Annotated in this window: 19 protein-coding genes; 14 read left to right on the top strand and 5 right to left on the bottom strand. The window is 22.0% G+C overall.

What is annotated here, in order from left to right; genetic code table 11:
- Positions 1–24: 24 nt before the first annotated feature.
- Positions 25–1,101 (top strand): peptide chain release factor 1, encoded by a 1,077-nt coding sequence (gene prfA, locus KHD59_RS01290; RefSeq protein WP_213680262.1) that lies wholly within the window; start codon positions 25–27, stop codon positions 1,099–1,101.
- A 7-nt stretch (positions 1,102–1,108) separates the two neighbouring features.
- Positions 1,109–1,672, top strand: coding sequence for an L-threonylcarbamoyladenylate synthase (locus KHD59_RS01285; RefSeq protein ID WP_213680261.1), 564 nt, complete (start codon positions 1,109–1,111; stop codon positions 1,670–1,672).
- A gap of 17 nt (positions 1,673–1,689) precedes the next feature.
- On the opposite strand, the gene KHD59_RS01280 is transcribed toward KHD59_RS01285, so the two are convergent.
- The 5 genes from KHD59_RS01280 to KHD59_RS01260 form a co-directional block, all read right to left on the bottom strand.
- Positions 1,690–2,697: a hypothetical protein gene (locus tag KHD59_RS01280; protein ID WP_213680260.1), complete on the bottom strand. Its 1,008-nt coding sequence runs from the start codon at positions 2,695–2,697 to the stop codon at positions 1,690–1,692.
- Positions 2,698–2,724: 27 nt separating this feature from the next.
- Positions 2,725–3,660, bottom strand: coding sequence for a tyrosine-type recombinase/integrase (locus KHD59_RS01275; RefSeq protein WP_238120269.1), 936 nt, complete (start codon positions 3,658–3,660; stop codon positions 2,725–2,727).
- Positions 3,661–3,712: 52 nt separating this feature from the next.
- Positions 3,713–4,462 (bottom strand): YitT family protein, encoded by a 750-nt coding sequence (locus KHD59_RS01270; RefSeq protein ID WP_004995208.1) that lies wholly within the window; start codon positions 4,460–4,462, stop codon positions 3,713–3,715.
- 225 nt (positions 4,463–4,687) lie between these two features.
- A complete protein-coding gene (trpS, locus tag KHD59_RS01265; RefSeq protein ID WP_213680259.1) occupies positions 4,688–5,719 on the bottom strand; it encodes a tryptophan--tRNA ligase in 1,032 nt (343 codons plus the stop codon).
- A gap of 3 nt (positions 5,720–5,722) precedes the next feature.
- The gene (locus KHD59_RS01260; protein ID WP_238120267.1) at positions 5,723–6,355 is read right to left on the bottom strand and encodes a hypothetical protein; all 633 of its coding nucleotides are present in this window, start codon (positions 6,353–6,355) and stop codon (positions 5,723–5,725) included.
- 1,594 nt (positions 6,356–7,949) lie between these two features.
- On the opposite strand from KHD59_RS01260, the gene nrdE reads away from it, so the two are divergent.
- The 12 genes from nrdE (at position 7,950) to KHD59_RS01200 (ending at position 22,209) form a co-directional block, all read left to right on the top strand.
- Positions 7,950–10,490, top strand: a complete 2,541-nt coding sequence (gene nrdE, locus KHD59_RS01255) for a class 1b ribonucleoside-diphosphate reductase subunit alpha (RefSeq protein WP_213680257.1) — start codon at positions 7,950–7,952, stop codon at positions 10,488–10,490.
- Positions 10,491–10,537: 47 nt separating this feature from the next.
- Complete coding sequence (gene dnaA, locus KHD59_RS01250) at positions 10,538–11,998, top strand: chromosomal replication initiator protein DnaA (RefSeq protein ID WP_238120265.1); 1,461 nt, start codon at positions 10,538–10,540, stop codon at positions 11,996–11,998.
- 11 nt (positions 11,999–12,009) lie between these two features.
- Positions 12,010–13,149 (top strand): DNA polymerase III subunit beta, encoded by a 1,140-nt coding sequence (gene dnaN, locus KHD59_RS01245; RefSeq protein WP_213680255.1) that lies wholly within the window; start codon positions 12,010–12,012, stop codon positions 13,147–13,149.
- Between the two features lie 48 nt (positions 13,150–13,197).
- A complete protein-coding gene (glyA, locus tag KHD59_RS01240; protein WP_213680254.1) occupies positions 13,198–14,445 on the top strand; it encodes a serine hydroxymethyltransferase in 1,248 nt (415 codons plus the stop codon).
- Between the two features lie 177 nt (positions 14,446–14,622).
- Positions 14,623–14,856: a 50S ribosomal protein L31 gene (gene rpmE, locus KHD59_RS01235; protein ID WP_004995160.1), complete on the top strand. Its 234-nt coding sequence runs from the start codon at positions 14,623–14,625 to the stop codon at positions 14,854–14,856.
- 35 nt (positions 14,857–14,891) lie between these two features.
- A complete protein-coding gene (locus tag KHD59_RS01230; protein ID WP_238120249.1) occupies positions 14,892–15,473 on the top strand; it encodes a thymidine kinase in 582 nt (193 codons plus the stop codon).
- Positions 15,474–15,515: 42 nt separating this feature from the next.
- Positions 15,516–15,983 (top strand): nucleoside deaminase, encoded by a 468-nt coding sequence (locus KHD59_RS01225; RefSeq protein WP_004995156.1) that lies wholly within the window; start codon positions 15,516–15,518, stop codon positions 15,981–15,983.
- 232 nt (positions 15,984–16,215) lie between these two features.
- Complete coding sequence (locus KHD59_RS01220; RefSeq protein ID WP_213680253.1) at positions 16,216–16,851, top strand: hypothetical protein; 636 nt, start codon at positions 16,216–16,218, stop codon at positions 16,849–16,851.
- A gap of 69 nt (positions 16,852–16,920) precedes the next feature.
- The gene (gene mnmG / locus KHD59_RS01215; RefSeq protein WP_213680252.1) at positions 16,921–18,777 is read left to right on the top strand and encodes a tRNA uridine-5-carboxymethylaminomethyl(34) synthesis enzyme MnmG; all 1,857 of its coding nucleotides are present in this window, start codon (positions 16,921–16,923) and stop codon (positions 18,775–18,777) included.
- The gene (rsmG, locus tag KHD59_RS01210) at positions 18,770–19,387 is read left to right on the top strand and encodes a 16S rRNA (guanine(527)-N(7))-methyltransferase RsmG (RefSeq protein WP_213680251.1); all 618 of its coding nucleotides are present in this window, start codon (positions 18,770–18,772) and stop codon (positions 19,385–19,387) included. Before mnmG ends, rsmG begins: the two co-directional genes overlap by 8 nt.
- Before the next feature lie 588 nt (positions 19,388–19,975).
- Entirely contained in the window at positions 19,976–21,661 is a 1,686-nt protein-coding gene (locus KHD59_RS01205; RefSeq protein ID WP_213680250.1) for a hypothetical protein, read from the top strand.
- Between the two features lie 212 nt (positions 21,662–21,873).
- Positions 21,874–22,209 carry a hypothetical protein gene (locus KHD59_RS01200; RefSeq protein WP_213680249.1) on the top strand — a complete coding sequence of 112 codons (336 nt, stop codon included), beginning with the start codon at positions 21,874–21,876 and terminating at the stop codon, positions 22,207–22,209.
- The last annotated feature ends 236 nt before the right edge of the window (positions 22,210–22,445 follow it).

Genomic DNA, 22,445 nt, shown 5'->3' with positions numbered 1-22,445 from the left:
AAATAGGATGATACAATAATTTAGATGTTTGATAAATTAGAATTAATAAAAAAAAAATATTTACAAAATCAAAAAAAAATATTAGAAAACCCAAAAAATTTTCAAAATATTAATTTATTAAAAGAAATGAATAAACTGCAAAAAATTGTTTTTGCTTACGAAGAATATATTCAATTAAAAAAAGAGTATAAAACAATACAAAAAACATTATCTCAAACAAATGATAAAATTTTAGAAGAAGAAATAATCCAATTAGCAGAAACAGAAAAAAATAATTTAATTATCAAAATTAAAAACAAAACTAATCAATTAGAAAAACTATTATACCCAGAACAATATAACGCAGAAGATAAACAAGATGTAATTGTAGAAATTAAAAAAGGTATAGGTGGGCAAGAAGCTAATTTATTTGTATCAGATTTGTTTAGAGCTTATAAAAAATATATAGAATATAAAAAATGGAAATTAGAAATTATCAATTTATTATCTACATCTAAAGAAGGTATTTCGTCTGTTGAATTTGTAATTAATGGAAAAAATGTATTTTATTATTTAAAATATGAATCCGGAATACATCGGGTACAGCGTATCCCGAAGACAGAAAATAAAGGCCGAATACACACATCTACAGTAAAAATATTAGTAATTCCTAATAATAACCATCAAAAAATAGAAATTAATTGGAATGACATTAGAGTGGATACTTTTAATGCTAGTGGCCCTGGGGGACAATCTGTAAATACCACTAAATCAGCAGTTCGATTAACTCATTTACCTACAGGTATAAGCTCATCATGTCAAATAGCAAAAAGTCAACATGATAACAAAGAAAAAGCTTTTCAATTATTAACTAATAAAATTTATTATCAACAACAATCTGAACAAAAACAAAAACAAAATCAAATTAAAAAAGATTTAATAGGTAAAAGTGATAGAAGCGAAAAAATAAGAACTTATGATTATCCCAACAATAAAATAACAGATCATAGAATAAATTTATCAATATATCAGTTAAATGAGTTTATGGAAGGGAATATTGATTTAATAATAAAACCTTTAATAGATGAATTTCAAAAACAAAAATGGAAAGATAACTTTTAACTAATTTATGAAAAACTTTAATAATATAATTATTTTCCCTACAGACACTGTATATGGAATGGGCGCTCCTTGGTATGACACTCAAAGTTTAAATAAAATTTACCAACTAAAAAAAAGATCTCTAAACAAACCGATGGCCCTCTTATTTTATAATTTAAAACAAATCGAAAATCTTGTTGAAATTAATAATCAAATTGTCAAAATATACAAACAATTTTGGCCAGGACCTTTAACTTTAATAGTTAAAGCAAAAAAACAATATTTCCAAATAACCCAAGAAAGCAAAATTGGAATTAGAATACCAAATCATCCTATAGCTTTAGAAATATTAAAAAAAGAAGGACCTTTAAAAACTACTTCTGTTAATAAAAGCGGAGAAAAACCTATAAATGATTTCCAAATTATTAAAAATATTTATCAACATGAAGTTAAAAAAATTTTTCCAAATAATTATACTTCATCCAACACACCATCTACAGTAATCGAAATCAACGATAATAATTTCAAAATTTTAAGAACAGGATCAATCAATTTAAAAAAATTTACCGAAACATTCATTTCTCTAAAATAAAAATAAATAAAATTATATTAAAAATTATCATCTAAATCTTGATCATAAATAACCTGCTGTAAAAAAATATTTAAACATTCATGATATTTAATAACACCAATTTTCAATTTATACAAAAATTTAAAATTTAACAAAAATAATTCATAAAGAGATTTTATATTTAAATTATTAATTTCTTTTAAAAAAAAAGAAGTTTTAGCAAAAGAAAATTTACATAAATAAGATATCGTTAGAATATTATTATCATTTTGCGAATAAAAATAAATTAAAATTAATTCTTGTAAAGTTTTCATTAATTGAAAAAAAATGGAAAAAAAATTTTGAAATTTATTTGTTAAATTGTTAAATAATAAGTAACTTTCTAATATTTTTTTATCTACCAATAATTTAATTAAAGATAAAATATTTTGATCGGATTCATTAAAAATTAATTCTTTAATTATTTTTGAATCATGAATTATTTTATCTTCGATATAATAAGATTTAATTTTATTAATTTCTTGTTCTAATAAAAATAAATCATCTTGATAATGATTAATTAATTTTTTAGTCAAAATAGGTTTTATATGTGAAGATATTTTAAAATTATCATGTTCAAATGTTTTCAAAATATATTCATATAATTCTCGATAATTATTAATAGAAAAAATTTCTTCCACATGCATAAAAGGTTTTAATTTATTATAAAAAAACTTAAAATTAACATTATTACAATCTAAACTAATAAATAGAATAATTTTTTTTTGAGGATTTTTAATAAAATTAAACAAAAAAGAAAAATCCAATTTATTCTTTAATTCGAATAAAACAGAAATATTTTCTATAAAAATAATTTTTGTATTTAAAAAAGGATTAAAAGTATATAAATGTTTTTGAATGTCTGAAATAATTTCAAAATATTTAACAACATTAAAATTAAAATACCAAAAAGAATAATTTTGATCAGCAGCTAAAGAAATAATTTTTTGTTTTCTTTTTTCTAAAAAAAATAATTGCTTATAACATAACAAGTTAGCGGAAAACACTTATTATCACCTCTATCACTAAAAAAATCAATCAGAATTAATAGCACGTGGATGACACTTTAAATAAACCTTTTTTAAACGTTTTTGACTAATATGAGTATAAATTTGAGTAGTAGTTATATCTTCGTGACCTAAAATTTTTTGTAACATTCTCAAATCCATGCCATTTTCTAATAAATGTGTAGCAAAAGAATGTCTTAAAGTATGTGGAGAACATGAAGATAATTTAGATAAACTAATATTCTTTTTAAAAATTTTATAACATCCTTGTCTAGACAAACGAAAACCTTGATAATTTAAAAAAACCCAATTGTTTTCTCCCTTTTCGGATGATTTTAATAAAGGTCTAATTTTTTTTAAATAATAACAAAATAACTTTGCAACATGTTTAGTTATAGGAACTAATCTTTCTTTATTTCCTTTTCCAATAACAAAAATCTGAAATTTGTCCAAATATAAAGAAGATAAAGTTAAACTTAAAATTTCAGATATTCTTAAACCAGAACTATACATTAACTCAAACATTAATTGATCACGAAAATTAATTAACGAATTACTATCATTATTAATTTGATTTAAAAAATTTAAAAATATAATAATTTCGTCTGCTGACAACACAACTGGTAATTTTCTATTAATCTTAGGAATTTTCCAATTTTCAACAATATTACGATTTATACATTTTTCTAAAAACCAAAAATGATGTATTTTTTTAATAACAACAATCTTGCGCGCTATCGTTCTACTACTTAAATTATTATTTTGAGAAATATAATTAATAAAATCCGAAACATGTTTTTTTTTTATTTTATTAGGAAAATTTAATTTTAACATATGAAACAAAAAATTTAAATATTGTTTAGCATCTATCAAATAAGCATCAACAGTATTACATGACAATAATAATTCCTGCAATAAATAAATTTTAAATTTTTTCCAAGTATTTTCGATCGTTATATTCACAATAAATTCCTTATTTTAAAAAAATAATCAAATTTTATATTCTAATATAAATTCAAATAACTAAATACATAAAAAAAGTTGTCAAAGGTATTTTAATTAAATTAGTTAAAAGAATAGATTCCCAATAAAATTCTTTTGTTGTAGCATAAATTAAAAAAGTAGCAATAATAGAAATCAAATAATTAAAAATACAAGTAATAAAAGAAATATCTTTTTTTTTATAAATATACAAATATTTAGAAATAATATCTATACCACCGGTAGAACCACCAATTCGAATACAAATTCCACCAATAATACCAGTTATCAAAGATACAATAAAAACTCTTAATAAATTACTAAACCAAAATTTCCCTTCATAATCAAAAATACCAAAAAAATTTTGCATTTTATTAAAAATAATTCCATTATTACCATTAATTAAAATAGTTAAAATAGTTAAAAATAGAAAAATAAAAATAGTGTTACAAAGAGTAGTAATATTAAATTTACTGTCTAACTTAGGAAAAGCAATAAACATAAATAAAATAAAATTAATAAAAAGATAAAAAAACGCCGCAAAAAAACCTACAAATAAAGAATTACATTTAAAAATATCAAAATTACTTTTTAAAACTTTGGCAATAGCATCACCAATACCATGAACACCTGTAACATATAAATTTATTTTATAATTACCACTTACAAAAAGAACATCTGCTAAACAATAGAAAAAACATAAAAAAATATTAATTAAAATAAAATTAAAATTAATTTTTTTATTTTCGGAAAGATTGATGGTATTTTCTTTTTTTTTAAACACAAAAAAATAACCTTTTCTAATTAATTTATAATAAATTATCGTTAATAAAAAAATAAAATAAATAAAAAATTCAAAATTTTTTATAACAATTGATAAAAAAAATGTATTTATATGTGTAGATTATATCATAATATGAAGAAAATCCAAAAAAATATTTCTATTTATTTTTAAAAAATATTTTTTAAACATTTAAAAATATATAAACATTTATAATTTGAAAAAATATTAAATAGAATATTTAATTCCTAAAATTTTTCTAATTTTATTAATTTTTTGTCGAGATATTTCATTAGCTTTTAAAGCGCCATTAGCAAAAGTCTTTTCTAAAATTTCATTATTAATCAAATTTTTAAAATTATCTTGAATAATTTTAATTTTTTCCAAAATTAAAGATGCTAATTTTATTTTAAATTCTTTATAAGAATAATTAACAAACAAACTCTCTGCTTGAGAAATTTCAATACCATTTAAACCGGCATAAATTTTTAATAAATTAGAAATTCCGGGTTGTTTTTCGGGATTATATTTTATTTCACCTATATCATCTGTTACCGCTTGCATAATTTTTGTTCTAATGTTATTTAGATCTTCTAACAAAAAAATACAACCTTTATCTTTTTCTTTATCCAAAAAAAAACTTTTACTCATTTTCTTATCAGGATGAGTTAAAGAATTAATAGTATAGCCTATTTTTAAAAATTCTGGAATTTTAAAAATATCACCATAAAAAGAATTAAAACGAATAGCTAAATCACGAGTTAATTCCAAATGTTGTTTTTGATCTTTACCTACTACAACAATATCAGCATCATAAAGTAAAATATCGGATGCCATTAAAATAGGATAGGTTAAAAGAGAAACTCTTACATTAGATGAATTTTTTTTCTTTTTTTCTTTAAATTGAATCATTCTGTTCAATTCTCCTAAATAAGTATTACATTCTAAAATATAACTTAAATAAGTATGAGCAAAAACATCCGATTGAAGAAAAAAAGTTGTTTTAGATAATGATAAACCAGAAGATAACAAAATAGCTGCCATATTACGTATTATTTGTTTCAAATCAAATTTTTTATCAAAAGTTGTTAAAGCATGCAAATCAGCAATAAAAAAATAAAATTCATATTGTTCAGCAAATTTCTTTTGCAACAATACTAAAGGTTGAATAATTCCAAGCCAATTACCTAAAGTCAAATCTCCGCTAGGTTTTATACCAGTAATAATAATTTTATTTTTTGCCAAAGATTGACTAATCATAAATTAAAATCCTTTTTTAACCGATTTATTTTTAATTTTAAAAATAATATAAAAAAATATAGAAAATAATAAAAATAAAACAAATTCTCTAATAAAAACTGCTAATTTTCCATGAAAATAACTTATCCCAAAAATAGGTTCTCCGAAAATTTTATTTTCATGAAAAGGATAATCACATTGAATATTAGCATAAGGGAACCAACATTGATTAAATATACATTTAACACCAAAAAAAGTTTTAAAAGGGTCTAATAAAAATAAAAAATATAAAAATAAATAAATAACAGGATGAATAAAAGATAAAAAAATTTCTTTGGTTTTTATTTTTGATATTTTCAAGTAAATAAAAATTATAAAAAAATTTAAAGGAACGATAGTGTGTTGAATAATACTTAAAAAATGACTTTCATAAATATTTTTAAAAAAATTTATATCAAAAATAACATTTTTTTTAAAATAATTAAAAAAAATACTAAAATCATTGTACGTTGTCCAAATTGGAGCAAGTATCATATTATAAACACAAAAAGTTAATAAAGAATTAACTAATGTTATTAAAATAAAAATTTTTTGTTTTTTTTTATTTTTTATTTCTATCAAAAAAGTACATAAAGTATAAAAAATAGATAAAATCATTTGGTTAGTAAAAAATCTATAATGAGAAATTATTTTTTTAAAAATTTCTTTTATGTCAAAAACAGTATTTTTATAAAAAATAATAATATATATATCAGAAAAAATTGTAAATATTATCAAACATAATAGTAATTTAAAAATAAATTTATTTTTAATATTTAAAATAATGAAATTCACTTGTTTATATTGTGAATTTATAGAATTTTCAATCATAATTATTAACTATGTTTTTAATAAAAAACCTTTCTAATGTTTAAAAAACATGAAAAAATCATTTTTTAATATAAATTTAATGTAAATGATTTTTTAACTATTTCTTTATTTTAAATTATATAATTAAAAAAAAAATTTTTAAATAATAAAATTTAATATTTTTTTAATTTTTATTCAATTGTTAATTAAATTTATATAAATTAAAAGTATTTAATTTAAAGAATATATAAAATTATATAATTATTGTTCACTAAAAAAAATTAGTTTTTTTTATATAATTTTTATTTAAAAAAATATTAACAAAAATATATTTTTATGAATTTTATTTATATAAATAAAAAAACAAAAAAACTTTAAAAAAAATGTGAATAAGTTTTATATATAAAATAAAAAAAAATGTATTTTACAATATTTTTGATTAAAAAAAAAAAATATTTTTTTTGAATAAGTAACTTGAATAAGTCTTAATAAATAATAAATTTTTATTATTTTTAGATTTTTTTATTTTTATAAAATTTATTTTTTAATAAAAATAGTTGATTTTTAATAAAAATATTTGAAATCTAAAATAAAAATGTGAATAAGTTGTGAATAAGTAGGTTATTTTTTATATTAAAATGTGAATAAGTAGGTTAAAAATGTGAATAAGTAGGTTAAAAATGTGAATAAGTAGGTTAAAAATGTGAATAAGTTATGTGTTTAAAATACAAAAATATAAGATTAATACTATATTTTTAATCTATTATATTTAATATTTTTATTCAAATGCATTAAATAATAATAAAGATATATGATTATATATTATTAAATAATATTAAAATAATATAATCTTAATTATATTTATATATAAAATTTATATAAATTAAATTTATAATTTTAAATTATTTAAATAATAAAAAAAATTATAATTATAATATTTTAATAAATTTAAAATAATTAAAAAAATTAAATAAAATAATTAAAAAAAATTAAAATTATTTATATAAAATAAAAATAATTTAATATCAATAAATGGTTATCATTTATGTTTATATATAAATTAATTTATATATAAAAAAATATTTTAATATTATATGAATTGAAAAATTTTTATATAATAATAATTAGTGTTTAGTTATTGGTTATTTTTTTTAAAATTATTTATTTAATTTTGAGAAATATTTTAAAAAACATAATTAATTTTATAATTAATTTTCTGAGTTTGTTTTTTTTATTTTATTGAATTTTTATTTAATTAAAATAAGTTTATTTTTTTGTCATAAATTATATTTATGTATTGTTTTTATAATTATTTGTTTTAGTTTAATAGAATTGTTTATGTTATATAATAGAATTATTAAAAAAATGATAATAATTAAAATTGGGAATTAAGTTGATATGGGTGATTATTTTGAAGATTGTTTATGATGGATTAAAACACGGTAATATTTATGATTTTGTCAAAAAATTAGATTATCCTAGTGAACATATATCAGAATTTGTTAATAATAATGAGGAAATTATTTTAATAATTAAAACGGTTGGTTTCGGAGAATTATCTCAAGAAGCTAGGGATTTTTTAATTAAATATTCTCATTTAGTTATAGGTGTAGCTTCCTCTGGTAATAAAAATTATGGTTCTAATTATGCTAAAGCCGGTGATGTCGCTTCTAAAGATTTCGGTATTCCTTTGATTATGAAGTTCGAAGGTAGAGGTTTTACAGAAGATATTAAAAAATTAAATAAATGGCTGAAAAATTATAATAAATCAGGAGTTAATATGGGAGTTAATTGTAGTTTAGATGATAAGTATAAAAATTTTGTTAATGATAAAAATAAATTTTGCAATGATACTTCAATTCCTCATTGGATTATTTTAAATAATCAAATTATAGACGAAGAAGGTAATATTAAAGATCTTAATAAAGATTTAGAGGCTTTAGATAGTTATTTATCTGAAGAAATTAAACCTAAATTAAAAAGATTTGAAAGTTTATCGGATAAATTGAAATTTTTAATTAATAATGAATATTATGAGGAAGAATTTTTAAAATTGTATTCTTATAGTCAAATTAAAGAAATTTATAAAATAGCATATGATTATAATTTTAATTTTAATTCTTTTATGAGTGCTTATAAATTTTATAAAGATTATTCTTTAAAAACGCGAGATAAAAAAAATTATTTAGAAACTTATGAAGATCGTTTAGTTATTAATGCTTTGTATCATGCTTCTGGAGATTTTGAATTGGCTAAAAAATTAATTAGTAATTTAATTAGACAAAATTTTACTCCAGCTACTCCTACTTTATTGAATAGTGGACTTAAAAAAAGAGGGGAATTTGTTTCTTGTTTTCTTTTAGAAGCTGGAGATTCTTTGAACGACATATCTCGTATTATAGAATTTACTATGCAATTATCTAAGATAGGTGGCGGCGTTTCAATTAATTTATCTAATTTAAGAGCTAAAGGAGAATCTATTAAAGGAATTGCTAATGCATGCAAAGGAGTTATTGGAGTAGCTAAAATTTTAGATTATGTTTCTCGTTATGCAGATCAAATGGGTCATAGGTTAGGAGCTGTTGCTATTTATTTAAGCGCTCATCATGCTGATATTTTAGATTTTTTAAACTCCAAAAAATTAAATGCAGATGACGATGTTAGATTAAAGACTTTATCTTTAGGTGTTGTAGTTTCTGATAAAATGATTTCTTTAGCTAAAAATAATAAAATGATGGCTTTATTTTATCCCCATAGCATTTATAAAAAATATAAAATGAATTTTGCAGATGTTAGCGTTGATATGGATAAATGGTATGATATTTTGGTTAATGATTCTGATATTGATAAGAAATTTATAAATCCTAGAAATTTATTAGAAATGATTGCTCAATTACAAGGTGAATCAGGATATCCATATATTATGTTTTGTGATAATGCTAATAAACAAAATACTTCTAGCGGAAAAATTAAATTTTCAAATTTGTGTACAGAAATTTTACAACCTTCTTTAACTTCTCATTATGCACCTTATGATCAACGAGATAAAGATATCATAGGTATGGATATTTCTTGTAATTTATCTTCTGGTCATATGGGTAATATGATTAAAAATAAAAATATTAAAGAGACTGTTTTTTTAGCTATGGAATTAATGAATTCGGTTTCTGAAAAAAGCAATATCCATTATGTTCCGGGTGTATGCAAGGCTAATAGATTAAATAGAAGTGTTGGCTTTGGTATGATGGGTCATCATAGTTTTTTAGCGGAAAATATGATAGAATTCGGAAGTGATGAAAATTTGGAATTAATTGATGTTTTTTTTAATGCTGTTAATTACTATTCTTTATTACACTCTAATTTAAAAGCAAAAAAAACAGGTAAAAAATTTTTTCAGTTTGAATTATCAACGTATGCTAGTGGTGAATATTTTACAAATAGGAAAGCTATTCTGCCTACATTTCCGAAAATTAAAGATATTTTTAAAGATATTGAATTACCTACTGACAAAGATTGGCAGGAATTACGTAAAAGTGTAATTAAATATGGTTTATGGAATTCACATAGATTGGCTATAGCTCCTAATGGTTCTATTGGTTACGTTATGTCTACTACTTCTTCTTTAACACCTATTAAACAATTAGTAGAAGAAAGAACTTATGGTAATTCTAAAACTTATTTTCCAGCGCCTTACTTATCTGATGTTTCTTTTATGTACCAAACTGCTTATCAAATAGATAAATTTAAATTAATAAATGTTATAGCGGTTGCTCAAAAACATATAGATCAAGGTATTTCTTTAGAGTTGTGTATTAATTCTGATATGAATACTAGGGAATTGCAAAAAATTTATTTATATGCTCATCATAAAGGTATAAAAACTCTTTATTATACTAGAACCCGAAAATTAAAATTATCCGAATGCGAAGCATGTTCTATTTAATTATTTTTTTGAGATAAAAAAAATATTTTCCTAAGGAGAAAATGATTATGGCATTGTCGGTAAGACAAGTTTTAGATAAAGTGGTAGAAGAATTGTCTTTAAGGTGCAGCCCAGAAGTTTTTAAAGCTAATTTTATTAATATGAAAAATCCTTATAAAATAGAAAAAAATACTATTTTTATTTTGGTTAGTGATTTTATTAAAACTAAAATTATTTTGATGAATTATTTAGATTTAATTAATGAAATCTCTAAAAAATATTCTGATGCCGACATATTTTTTAAATTTTTGTCTGATGAGGATTTATTATCTAATTCCGATAAAAATACCGCTAATAATCCTATAAAAACAACTGATTCGGATAATAATGTGGATTTATTACATGTCGATCACTCTTATGATTTAAAGGAATTTGAATTAGATTATAAAGATGATGATTATTATTCTGGTTTAGAATCTAAGTATAATTTTGATAATTTTGTTACAGGGGAAAGTAATGATTTTACTTTTAGAATTGCTAAAAAAACCGCTAATGAAGAAGTATTATTACGAGCAAATCCTTTATATATTTTTGGAGATGTTGGCTTGGGAAAAACTCATTTAATGCATGCTATAGGTAATTTTATGATTAAAAAAGATCCTCATAAAAAAATTTTGTATGTTAAAGCCGAAGGATTTATGGAAGAATTTACTTCGAAATTAAAGCAAGATAAAATGGAAGAATTTCATAATAAATATCGAAATTTAGATGTTTTATTAATAGATGATATTCAAATGATGGAAAATGCTAAATATACACAAATAGAATTTTTTAAACTTTTTGATCATTTGAATTCTCAACGAAAACAAATAGTTATTACTAGCGATAAACCTGTAACCCAGTTAAAAAAAATTATGGGAAGATTAACAAATCGTTTTCAATCAGGATTAATAGGGGATATTAAGAAACCTGATCATCAACATTGTTTAGCTATTATTCAGAAAAAATTGTTAGCAATGCCAAGTAATTTAAGGAATAAATTAAGTATGGAGGTATTGAATTTTATTTCTTCTCATTTTGGAGATAATATTCGTGAATTAGAAGGAGTTTTGTTACGTTTACTTAATTATACTCAAATTTATGGATTAGAAATGAATTTAACTAATTCATTAATCGCTTTAGAACCTTTATTAAAAAATAAAAATAATATTTCTCCCGAAGAAACTGATATTAGAAAAATACAGAAAGTTGTTAGCAGATCTTTTAATATTAAAGTTAGTGATTTAAATGGTCATTCTAGAGATCCTCAATATTCTTTGCCTCGCGACATAGCTATTTATTTGATCAAAGAGAGAAATAAAATTTCTAATGAAATGGTGGGATTTTTATTTAATAAGAGACATTATTCAACTATTTCGAAATCTTATCGCAGAATAAAAAATAAAATTAAAGTTGATCAAAATTTAGAACAAAATATTCAGAAGATAATGGTAAAGTTAAATAATGATAATCTTACTTTGGAGGGTTAATTCGAATAATTATGCATTTTGAAATTACAAAGGAAGTTTTATTACATTCTTTATTACAAATTTATAAAATACTTCCACCTAAAACTCTTTTTCCTATTTTTCATTATATAAAAATTAAAGCTTTAGATAATGTTTGTTATTTAGAAGCTATGGATTATAATAAAAATATTCAATTACAAATTAAGGATACTGATTTGGTTGTTAAGCAAAATGGTTCTTTAGTTATTATAGGTAAACATTTAGTAGATATTATAAAAAAAATTGATTCTTGTTCTTTAGAAATGACTCTTGTCGAAGATTATTTATTATTTATTAATTCTAAAAATTCTGAATATAAATTAAAAGTAATTGATTTACAACTTTTCCCTCCTGTTAGTTTTGATTTTCAATCTGATAAATTTTTTGCTATTAAAAATGAAATTTTAAAGAAAATTATTAAGGAGGTTAATGTTGCTGCTTCTCGTGATAAACAACAAAAAACCCTTATGGGAGTTAATTTTATTTATGAAAATTCTCTTTTAAGAGTTTTGGCGACAGATACTTTTAGAATTGCACAAAAAGAAATATCATTAGATTTGAATTATTTTGATTTCAATATCACTGTTTCTTATAAAAATTTGGAGGAATTATATAAATTATTAGAGTATCAAAAAGATGAGTTAGTGCATATATCAATTAATCAACAAAAAATGATTTTACGTTGTGATAATTTATTATTTCAAACGACTCTTTTAGAAGGTAAATATCCCGCTTGGCCTATTATTAAAGTTAGTTCTTTTCCGTTTTTTGTAAAAATGAATAGATTAGATTGTTTGAAAACTTTAGAAAGAGTTTCTTTAGTACTTACCAAAGAGGAAAATATTTTTTCTAATATTATTAGACTATATATTCGATTAGATAATATTATAGAAATTTCGGCTAATAGCGATGAAATTGGTCAAGCTTCAGAACAATTAAATGCTATTGAGGTTTTTGCTAATGAAAATGTGGAAACTTTTTTAAATGTTCAACATTTAGAAGATATTCTGAAGGTATTTACCGTAAAAGAATTCAAAATTATTTTTGATAGTTTTGCTACATCTTTTGTTATTTGCAGTGAAGAAGATAACAGTATGCTTTATTTAGTATTTCCTGTTGTTGGCCAAAGCTAAATCATTAATTTTAAATGTTGAAAAATAAAATAGCGATGATGGTTTAATATGAATTATTTGAAAAAAAACGACACTCTTATATATGATTTAATTTTAAAAGAAAAAAAAAGACAAGAAGAGTGTTTAACGTTAATTGCTTCTGAAAATTTTACATCTCCATCTGTTTTAGAAGCTCAAGGAAGTGTATTAACAAATAAATATGCAGAAGGTTATCCTAATAAAAGGTATTATAATGGTTGTTATTATGTTGACGAAATTGAAAAAATAGCTATTTTAAGGGCTCAGAAATTGTTTAATGCTAGGTATGTTAATGTTCAACCTCATTCGGGAACTCAAGCTAATATGGCTGTTTTACAAGCTTTATTAAAACCAAATGATGTTATTTTAGGTATGTCTTTGGATGCGGGAGGTCATTTGACTCATGGTTCTGTTTTAAGTTTTTCTGGTATTTTTTTTCGTTCTTTTGGTTATAATGTTTCCCCAAAAACAGAAATTATTGATTATGATAATGTTCTTAAAATAGCTTACCAAATAAAACCTAAATTAATAATAGCTGGAGCTTCTTCTTATTCCAGAAAGATTGATTTTGTGAAGTTTCGTCAAATAGCTAATAAAGTTAATGCTTATTTAATGGCGGATATTGCTCATATAGCTGGATTAATAGTAAGCAATTTGCATCCTTGTCCTTTAATGGCTAAAGCTGATGTAGTTACTTCTACCACGCATAAAACCCTTAGAGGTCCTAGAGGAGGGATTATTTTAACTAATAATTTAGAAATTCATAATAAAATTAGTAAAGGTATTTTTCCAGGAACACAAGGGGGACCTTTAATGCATACTATTGCTGCTAAAGCAGTTGCCTTCCAAGAAGCTTTAAAAGATGATTTTATATTATATCAAAAACAAGTAGTTAAGAATGCTTTTGCTTTAGCTAAACGTTTATCTTTTTTAGGTTATCGTGTAATTAGTGGCACTACAGAAAATCATTTGTTAATGATTGATGTTACTTATAATAATTCAAATTTAAATGGTAAAATTGTTGCAGACGTTTTACAAAAAGTTAATATTATAGTTAATAAAAATTTTATTCCTTTTGATAAAAATAAAGGTTTTTATCCTTCGGGGATTAGATTAGGTACTGCTGCTATGACTACTAGAGGTTTTAAAGAAGCTGAATTTATTAAAGTAGCTGATATGATAAATTATGCTTTACAAAATTATAAAAATGATATGATTCTCGATCAAATAAAGAAAGAAGTTTTATTATTAATTATTAAATTTCCTTTATATCATTAAAAATGATTATAGTATTTGATTTTATTAAATTTTAATTTAATTTTTTATTTTTTAATTAAATCTCTTTAATATGTTAAAATGTATTAGTAAATATTTTTGGAAAATTTTAATTATTGATATTATTTATATTTAACTTGTAAAAAAATATTATTTATTTATTTGGAAAGGATTTAATTTATGAAAAAGAATATTCAACATCCCAATTTTTATGAAATCGAAGTTTCTTGTGCTACTTGTCATAAAAAACATAAAATAGGGACTACTGTGCAAAAGATCAAAATTGAAACTTGTTCTAATTGTCATTCTTTTTATACTAATTCTCAATCTTTTGTAACAGTGGCTGGTAGAATTGATAAATTTTATAAACGTTATGGAAAATCCTCAGTTAAAAAAGATGAAAAATCAAATTAATTGATATTGATTTGCATAGAAAGGTTATCTTTATAATGATGGTGGTAGATGAAGAAGGTTTTGTTGAAGTTATTTGTGGTCCGATGTTTTCAGGTAAAACAACTGAATTAATTAAACGCATTAATTTTTTAAAAACTTTGCAATTACAAATTTTAGTTTTTAAACCATTTATTGATAATCGTTATTCATGTAAAAGCGAGTTAATTAATCATAATTTAGAAACAGTTCCTGCTATTTTAATTCATCAAAGTAAAGAAATTTTTAATTTTATAAAACCTGGGGTTGATGTTATCATTATTGATGAAGCTCAATTTTTAGATTCTGAAATTGAAAAAATTATTAATGATTTATCCTATAAAGGTATACGTATTATTGTAGCTGGTTTAGAATTAGATTTTCGTGGTAGACCATTTGGTTCTATGCCATATTTGTTATCTATTGCTGATAGAGTTACTAAATATAGATCTTATTGTTTTATTTGTGGTAAAAAAGCATCTCGTACTCAAAGAATTTATTCTAATTTAAAAGATAAGTTTGCACATGAAGAAGAACCAGTAATTTTAGTAGGCGGTAAAGATTATCATGAACCTTGTTGTCGTAAATGTCATAAGTTTTAATTTATTTTTATAATAATATTTATTTTAAGTTTGAATGTGGTTATGAAAAAAAAACATTTTTGGTTTATGCAAGAAGCTTTTATTGAAGCTAAAAAAGCTTTTGAAAAGGGAGAAGTTCCTGTAGGTGCTGTTGCGGTAATAGATGATAAAATTGTAGCTAGAGCTCATAATAATACAGAAAATAGTCAATTATTTTTTAGTCATGCAGAATTTTTAGTTCTTATAGAAGTTAATCGCCAATTAAGAAGTTATCGAATGAATATGGTAAATATTTATGTTACTTTAGAGCCTTGTATGATGTGTTTCGGAGCTTTAATTCAATCTCGGGTTAATAAAATTTATTATAGTGCTTCTAATATTAATTTTAATTTTTATAATAATTTTTTGTATACTTACAATAATTTAAAATATCATGAAAAATTTGTTAAATTATTTATTTTTGAATCAGAAAGTCAGAATATTTTGAGAAAATTTTTTGCTAATTTAAGATACAAACAGTCTTATAATTGATTTTTTTGATGTATAATAATTGGCGTAATGGTTTTTATTTTAATTATAATTTAATAATTTTTTTTAAAAATCACCATTCAATGTTAATTAAAATGAATTTGATCAGGTCTTAATTGAAGCAGTCATAAATTTTATTGCATGTGGATGGTGATTTTTAAGAAAAATTGTTATATAATTTATATATAAAGATAATTTAATTTTTAATAAAAAAAATAGGAATAGGTTTAATAATTTGAGTTTTAATTTGTGGGACAAAAATAAATTTCAACTTTTGCCTTTAGTTTTTGATTCTGTAAAAGGTGATCCTTTTTATGAAGATTTATATGAATTTGATCAAAAAAAGGTTAAAATTCAATTTTATGATTTGAATCAAAATGAATATCAGGATAGTTTTATTAAATTAAATCAATACGTCGTTTGGACTTTAAAAGATAATGTTTATCGAGTTTTTATAGATAAATCTTATTATCAAAAATTTGATATTTTATATCAACCTAAGGTTAATATTTTTTTTATTAAATATATTTTTTCTTCTTTAAAAACTTATAATTCTATTCTATTAAGTAGATACTTTTATATGTTATGCGGATTTTTATTTTATATAATTAATACTATTGTATGTTTTAAATTATCTTTATTTTTAGGTAATTTAAAATTATTTTTAATATTTTTGTTTTTTTTATTATTTTTAACTTTCTCTTTTTGTTTGATTAAATATCAAAATAATCTTTTCTTGAAGAAGAAACAAAAATTATTACAAGAATTTAAAAATAATGTTGAAATATTACTAGGTAAAGAAAAAACGGAAAAAATTTTATTAGAACATCAAGAATATTTAAATTTTATATCAAATAAAAACAAAAAATAAAGAAATTTATTATTTTTATTAGAGATTTAATTTAAAAAATGACAATTATTTCAGAAAGGTATGCTGGAAATGAAATATTACCAAAGTATTGTAGTCGGTGGTGGTCATGCCGGTGTAGAAGCTGCTTTAGCTTTAGCAAAACAATCGCATAAAACTTTATTAATCACTGGCAATTTACAACAAATAGCATCTTTACCTTGTAATCCTTCTATAGGTGGCCCGGCTAAAGGTGTTGTTGTTAGAGAAATTGATGCTTTAGGTGGTATCATGGGTAAAGCTGCTGATATTTGTCAAATTCAAATGAAAATGCTTAATACTTCTAAAGGGCCAGCTGTAAGGAGTTTAAGAGCCCAAATAGATAAAATTAAATATCCTATGTTTATTTTAGAAACGCTTAAAAAAACCCTTAACTTAACTTTAATGGAGGCTTTAGTAGAACATTTAATTATTCCAGAAAATGACTTATGTGTTAAGGGAGTAAAATTAACTAATGGTGAAGTTATCTATAGTGATATCGTTATCTTAACTACAGGAACTTATTTAACAAGTAAAATTTTAATAGGTTCTCAAGTTATCAATTCGGGTCCTAATAAAGCTCCTACTACTTATAACATAAGTAAACAATTAATAAAATTTGGAATGGAAGTTATTCGCTTGAAAACAGGCACTCCGCCGAGAGTTCATAAAGATACTATAGATTATACTCAAACTGTTGAACAATCAGGTGATAAAGTTTTACAAACTTTTAGTTCTCCTCCAGTTATTGATAATTTAGGTGTACAGAAATTATGTTTTTTAACGCATACTAATGAAAATACTCATCAATTAATTCGTCAAAATTTACATAAATCAGCTATGTATAGTGGTTATGTTTGTAGCTCTGGTCCTCGTTATTGTCCTTCTATAGAAGATAAAATAGTACGATTTTATGATAAAAATAGACATCAATTATTCATTGAGCCTGAAAGTTTGTTATCTGATGAGATGTATTTACAAGGACTTTCTATGAGTATGCCTTCCGAAGTACAAGAAAAAATTTTAAAAACTATTCCAGCTTTTTCAAAAGCAAAAATTATTAAATATGCTTATGCTATTGAATATGATGCTTTTAATCCTAATCAACTTTTTCATACTTTAGAAAGTAAAAAAATTAAAAATTTATTTTTGGCTGGTCAAATTAATGGTACTAGTGGTTATGAAGAAGCCGCTTGTCAAGGATTAATTGCAGGAATTAATGCCGCTTTAAAACTACAAAATAAATCTCCTTTTATATTAAAACGAAATGAAGCTTATATTGGTGTTTTAATTGATGATTTAATTAATAAGGGAACGTATGAACCATATCGTTTATTAACTTCTAGAGCTGAATTCCGTTTATTATTACGGCATGATAATGCAGATTTAAGGTTAATGCCTTATGGTTTTAAATTTGGATTGATTGATCATAAAACTTTTGATTGGTTAAAAAACAAGCAAATGCAAATCAATTATTTAAAAGAAAAGTTACATAATTTTTATTTGGATGCGGATAGTTTATATAAATTTAACATTAATTCTGATTCTCGTCGTATTAGTTTATATCAGTTATTAAAAAGATCTGATTTAAAAGAAGATATTTTAAATAATTTTTTTGAATCTCAATATTCTGTTGATGTTTTAGAACAAGTGGGTATTCAAATTAAATATGAAGATTATATTTTAAAATCAGAAAAAGAAGTTAAAAAAAATTCTCATTTAGAAGAAAAAGTTATACCTAATAATATTGATTATAAAATTATTAAAAACCTATCTCAAGAAGCTAAAGAAAAATTAACGAAGATTAAACCCTTTAATATAGCTCAAGCTTCACGTATTTCTGGAGTTAATCCTGTTGATATTAATATTTTATTAATTTATTTGCAAAAGTATAGTGATTCTCATGTATAAATTCGAGTTACAAAATAAATTCAAATTAAACCAATTACAAATGATGCAATTTGATAAATATTCTGTTTGTTTGCGGCATTTCAATAATAAAATGAATTTAACTTCAATATTAGAACCAGATTTAATATATATTAAACATTTTTATGATTCTTTGTTGGTTTCTTCTTTAGTTCGTTTTGATCAAATTAATTCTTTGTGTGATATAGGTACAGGAGCAGGTTTTCCAGGAATCCCTTTAAAAATTTTATTTCCTCATTTAAATTTATTTTTAATTGAATCTTCATATAAAAAAACTATTTTTTTAAATTTTTTAGTTAAAGAATTATCTTTGCAAAATGTTTATATTTATCATCAAAAAGTAGAAAAACATAATTTTCGATATGATTATCTTATAACTAGAGCTTTAGGAAAATTAAACGTTATTTTAAATTTAATTTATCCATTATTAAATGTTAAAGGTAGTTTTATTGTGATGAAAGGTCCTAATTATCGTCAAGAGTTTATAAATGATAAAGTTTTTGATAAATTTCAATTAAAAGATAAACATGTTATTGTTTTACCTAATCAATTGGGCACTAGAGTAAATTTATTATTTAATAAATTAATTTAATTTGATTTCGGTTTGTTAATTATGATTTAGAATTTATAATTATCGATATATTTGGTTAATATATAATTTTTGTTGATTTTAGTTAATATTTTATCTTATTATTTAAATTTAATTTTTGTAATTATTATCTTTGGTTGTAAATTGAATTATTTGATTATAATATTTTAATTCAAATAGGAAGCACAGATATATAATGATAAAATTTAATCGACAAAATTTAGATATTTGTAATCAGTGTATTGGTTTTATTTTAAATAAATTTATTATTATTTTTAATATTTTTAAATGGGATTTTGGAATAATTTTAGTTGTTCGCTCCGGTTATATCTAGTTAATTTTTGTTTGATTAAATAAATTTTAATTTTTTATGAAAAATTTATTTTTAATTTAAGATTTATTTTTACATTCTTTAAGATTTATGAAATTTATTTATTTTTTTATTAATTATTTTATGTTTTATGTTCGTTTAAAAATAATTTAAGTAATTTCTCGATTGTATTTGATATTGATTAAGATACATTTAGTTATTATCATCATTTATTTATTATTTTTTATTCGAAAACAGAAAAGGATTAATATAGAATTTTCATGAATAAGTTATGGGAAAATATTTCTTACCTTGTGATGGTTTTTTGCATTACTAGTAGTATTTTTTTAATAGGAGTTATTGTTGTTAATTATGATAATATAAATAATGACAATAATGACAATAATGATCAATATGTTGTAAGTACGAATACTAATAACAGAAATTCAAATGTTCGTAAAGATGGTAAAAAAGATCAAAAACAACGTTCTGCAGGTCAACAACAGGTGCAAAAATCAGATCCTAATATTCAGCGAGATGATGCTTTTGTATTAAGTGACAAGCAATTTCAAGATCAACCGATTATAGAAGAACCATTTTCACAAGAAAATCACGAAATAAATGCTCAAAATTTTCAAGAAAATGATAATTTTAATGCGGATGAACAAGAAAATGTTCAATCTAATGATGTTTCAGAACAAGAATTTGATTCAATTGATAATATAGAAGACTCTTCAGTATCTCAACAAGAAAAAATAGAGGATATTGGAACAAATAATAAACTTTCGGCTTTTCGTCGAAGATATTTTAATGATCCACACTTTTATCAATATATTGAAAAGGTTTTGCAATGTCAACCAGTTACTTGGAATAATTTAAATTCTGAAGATTTATTTTCATTTTTTCAAGAAGAACCGGATAAATTTTTTAATGCTGAACAAAGAAAAGCGATTATTAACTCTTATTTAGCTGATCATAATATCAGAATGCTTTTAAAAGATTATATCACTAATACCCCTATTCGTTTTTCACAATTAATCGAATTTGGATTTACTTGGGAACAACTAGCTTTTTATTTTGAATTTATAAATCCAAATTTTCATAAATATATTCAAAAGATTTTAAACGGTCAAAATATTGTATGGCGTGAATTAGGTACTATTCATAGTCGGGATTTAATGGTATTTTTCAAAGCAGAACCAGATAAATTTTTTACTAAAGAACAAAGAAATAGAATTATTAAATCTTATTTGAAAAATTATGATATTCGATTAGATTTAAAAGAATGTATCAAAGAGAATCATGATCTTTTTTCACAATTGATAAAATTTGGATTTACTTGGGAACAATTATCTTTTTATTTTGAATTTGAAAATAAAAATTTTGCAATATATATTAATAAGGTTTTAAAAGGGAAAAAAATTTTATATATAAATCCAAAAGATTTAAATATTAAAGATTTAACGGTATTTTTTACTGAAGATTCTGATAAATTTTTAACTTCTAAACAAAAAAAATTGATTATTAACTCTTATTTAGCTGATTATAATGTTAGAATGCTTTTAAAAGAATATATTAGACAAAATCCTAATAGTTTTCAGTTATTGAAAAAATTTGGATTTACTTGGGAACAACTAGCTTTTTATTTTGAATTTAAAAATCGATTTTTTCATGAATATATCCGAGCAGTTTTAAAAGGTCAAAAAATTGAATGGTATAAATTAATGGAGCTTAATGAGCATGATTTTGTTGTGTTTTTTGATGAAGAGCCAGATAAATTTTTTACTCCTGAACAAAGAAAAATGATTATTGAATCTTATTTATCAGATCATAATGTTTTATCCATGTTAGCAGAAGATATTAGAAAAGATTTGAGTTTTTCTTTAAAATTAATGAAATTCGGATTTAGTAACAATCAAATGAGTCAAATTTATAATCAACTTTATAGTAGTTTAATTTTAGTTTAATTTAATAATAAAATAATATGAAAAAATAATAATAAATAGATAATTATTATTTTGTAAACTTATTATTTTAAATGTTCATTTAATTATTGTAGAGTTATTGTTTTTTATTTGGTAAAATTAATCGAGATAAATTTTAAAAAATTTTATCTCGATTATTTATTTTTTTGTTTTATAATAAGTCCATTTAGTTAAGGAATATAAAAATATTTTATATGAATATTAAAAAAATTTTTAATTATAGAATTATTGTATCCATATTTAATTTGTTGTTAATTGGTGGAATGTTATTTGCCATTTATGCTAATTCTCAAAAACAACAACAATCTAATGAAATTAAATTATTTTCTGACAATAAACTTTCTTCTAATAATAAATATAATGATGATTTAAAAAAATTTATTTCTGAAAAATCATCATTTTCGATTGATCAAGAATTATTTGACAGTTTTAGAAATGCTTTACGAAAAAAAATTTTTAATAATGGTGAATTAGTAGGTTTGAAAATAGGGCGCCAAAGAGGCCTAAATTTCGTGCTATCTAACCAATAACCAGGGACGATAAACCCTGAAAGGATATGGTCGGTCAGTCAAACGAAAGAATGACGGATTACAGCAGACCATAAAAGCGGATTGCGACGAAAGCAAATTAGTCAAGAAGATTCCGCCACCGAATAATTCCACGGAGAAGCCTGAAATGGCCTAAGAAGGAAAATTGATGTAATAAACCAACCTGTTCGGAAGTTGCTTAAGCGAACGGTCCAGAATCTATCAATATTTATATTTTG

Source organism: Sesame phyllody phytoplasma, assembly GCF_018390775.2.
GTDB classification, from domain to species: domain Bacteria; phylum Bacillota_I; class Bacilli_A; order Acholeplasmatales; family Acholeplasmataceae; genus Phytoplasma; species Phytoplasma australasiaticum.
Note: the sequence above shows the minus strand (reverse complement) of the source record. Positions and strands in the feature narration are given on the sequence as shown.

Coding starts and splice junctions, on each gene's coding strand:
- prfA (WP_213680262.1), top strand. CDS start 25: ATGTTTGATAAATTAGAATTAATAAAAAAAAAATATTTACAAAATCAA.
- KHD59_RS01285 (WP_213680261.1), top strand. CDS start 1,109: ATGAAAAACTTTAATAATATAATTATTTTCCCTACAGACACTGTATAT.
- trpS (WP_213680259.1), bottom strand. CDS start 5,719: ATGATTAGTCAATCTTTGGCAAAAAATAAAATTATTATTACTGGTATA.
- KHD59_RS01260 (WP_238120267.1), bottom strand. CDS start 6,355: ATGATTTTATCTATTTTTTATACTTTATGTACTTTTTTGATAGAAATA.
- dnaA (WP_238120265.1), top strand. CDS start 10,538: ATGGCATTGTCGGTAAGACAAGTTTTAGATAAAGTGGTAGAAGAATTG.
- dnaN (WP_213680255.1), top strand. CDS start 12,010: ATGCATTTTGAAATTACAAAGGAAGTTTTATTACATTCTTTATTACAA.
- glyA (WP_213680254.1), top strand. CDS start 13,198: ATGAATTATTTGAAAAAAAACGACACTCTTATATATGATTTAATTTTA.
- rpmE (WP_004995160.1), top strand. CDS start 14,623: ATGAAAAAGAATATTCAACATCCCAATTTTTATGAAATCGAAGTTTCT.
- KHD59_RS01230 (WP_238120249.1), top strand. CDS start 14,892: ATGATGGTGGTAGATGAAGAAGGTTTTGTTGAAGTTATTTGTGGTCCG.
- KHD59_RS01225 (WP_004995156.1), top strand. CDS start 15,516: ATGAAAAAAAAACATTTTTGGTTTATGCAAGAAGCTTTTATTGAAGCT.
- mnmG (WP_213680252.1), top strand. CDS start 16,921: ATGAAATATTACCAAAGTATTGTAGTCGGTGGTGGTCATGCCGGTGTA.
- rsmG (WP_213680251.1), top strand. CDS start 18,770: ATGTATAAATTCGAGTTACAAAATAAATTCAAATTAAACCAATTACAA.
- KHD59_RS01205 (WP_213680250.1), top strand. CDS start 19,976: ATGAATAAGTTATGGGAAAATATTTCTTACCTTGTGATGGTTTTTTGC.
- KHD59_RS01200 (WP_213680249.1), top strand. CDS start 21,874: ATGAATATTAAAAAAATTTTTAATTATAGAATTATTGTATCCATATTT.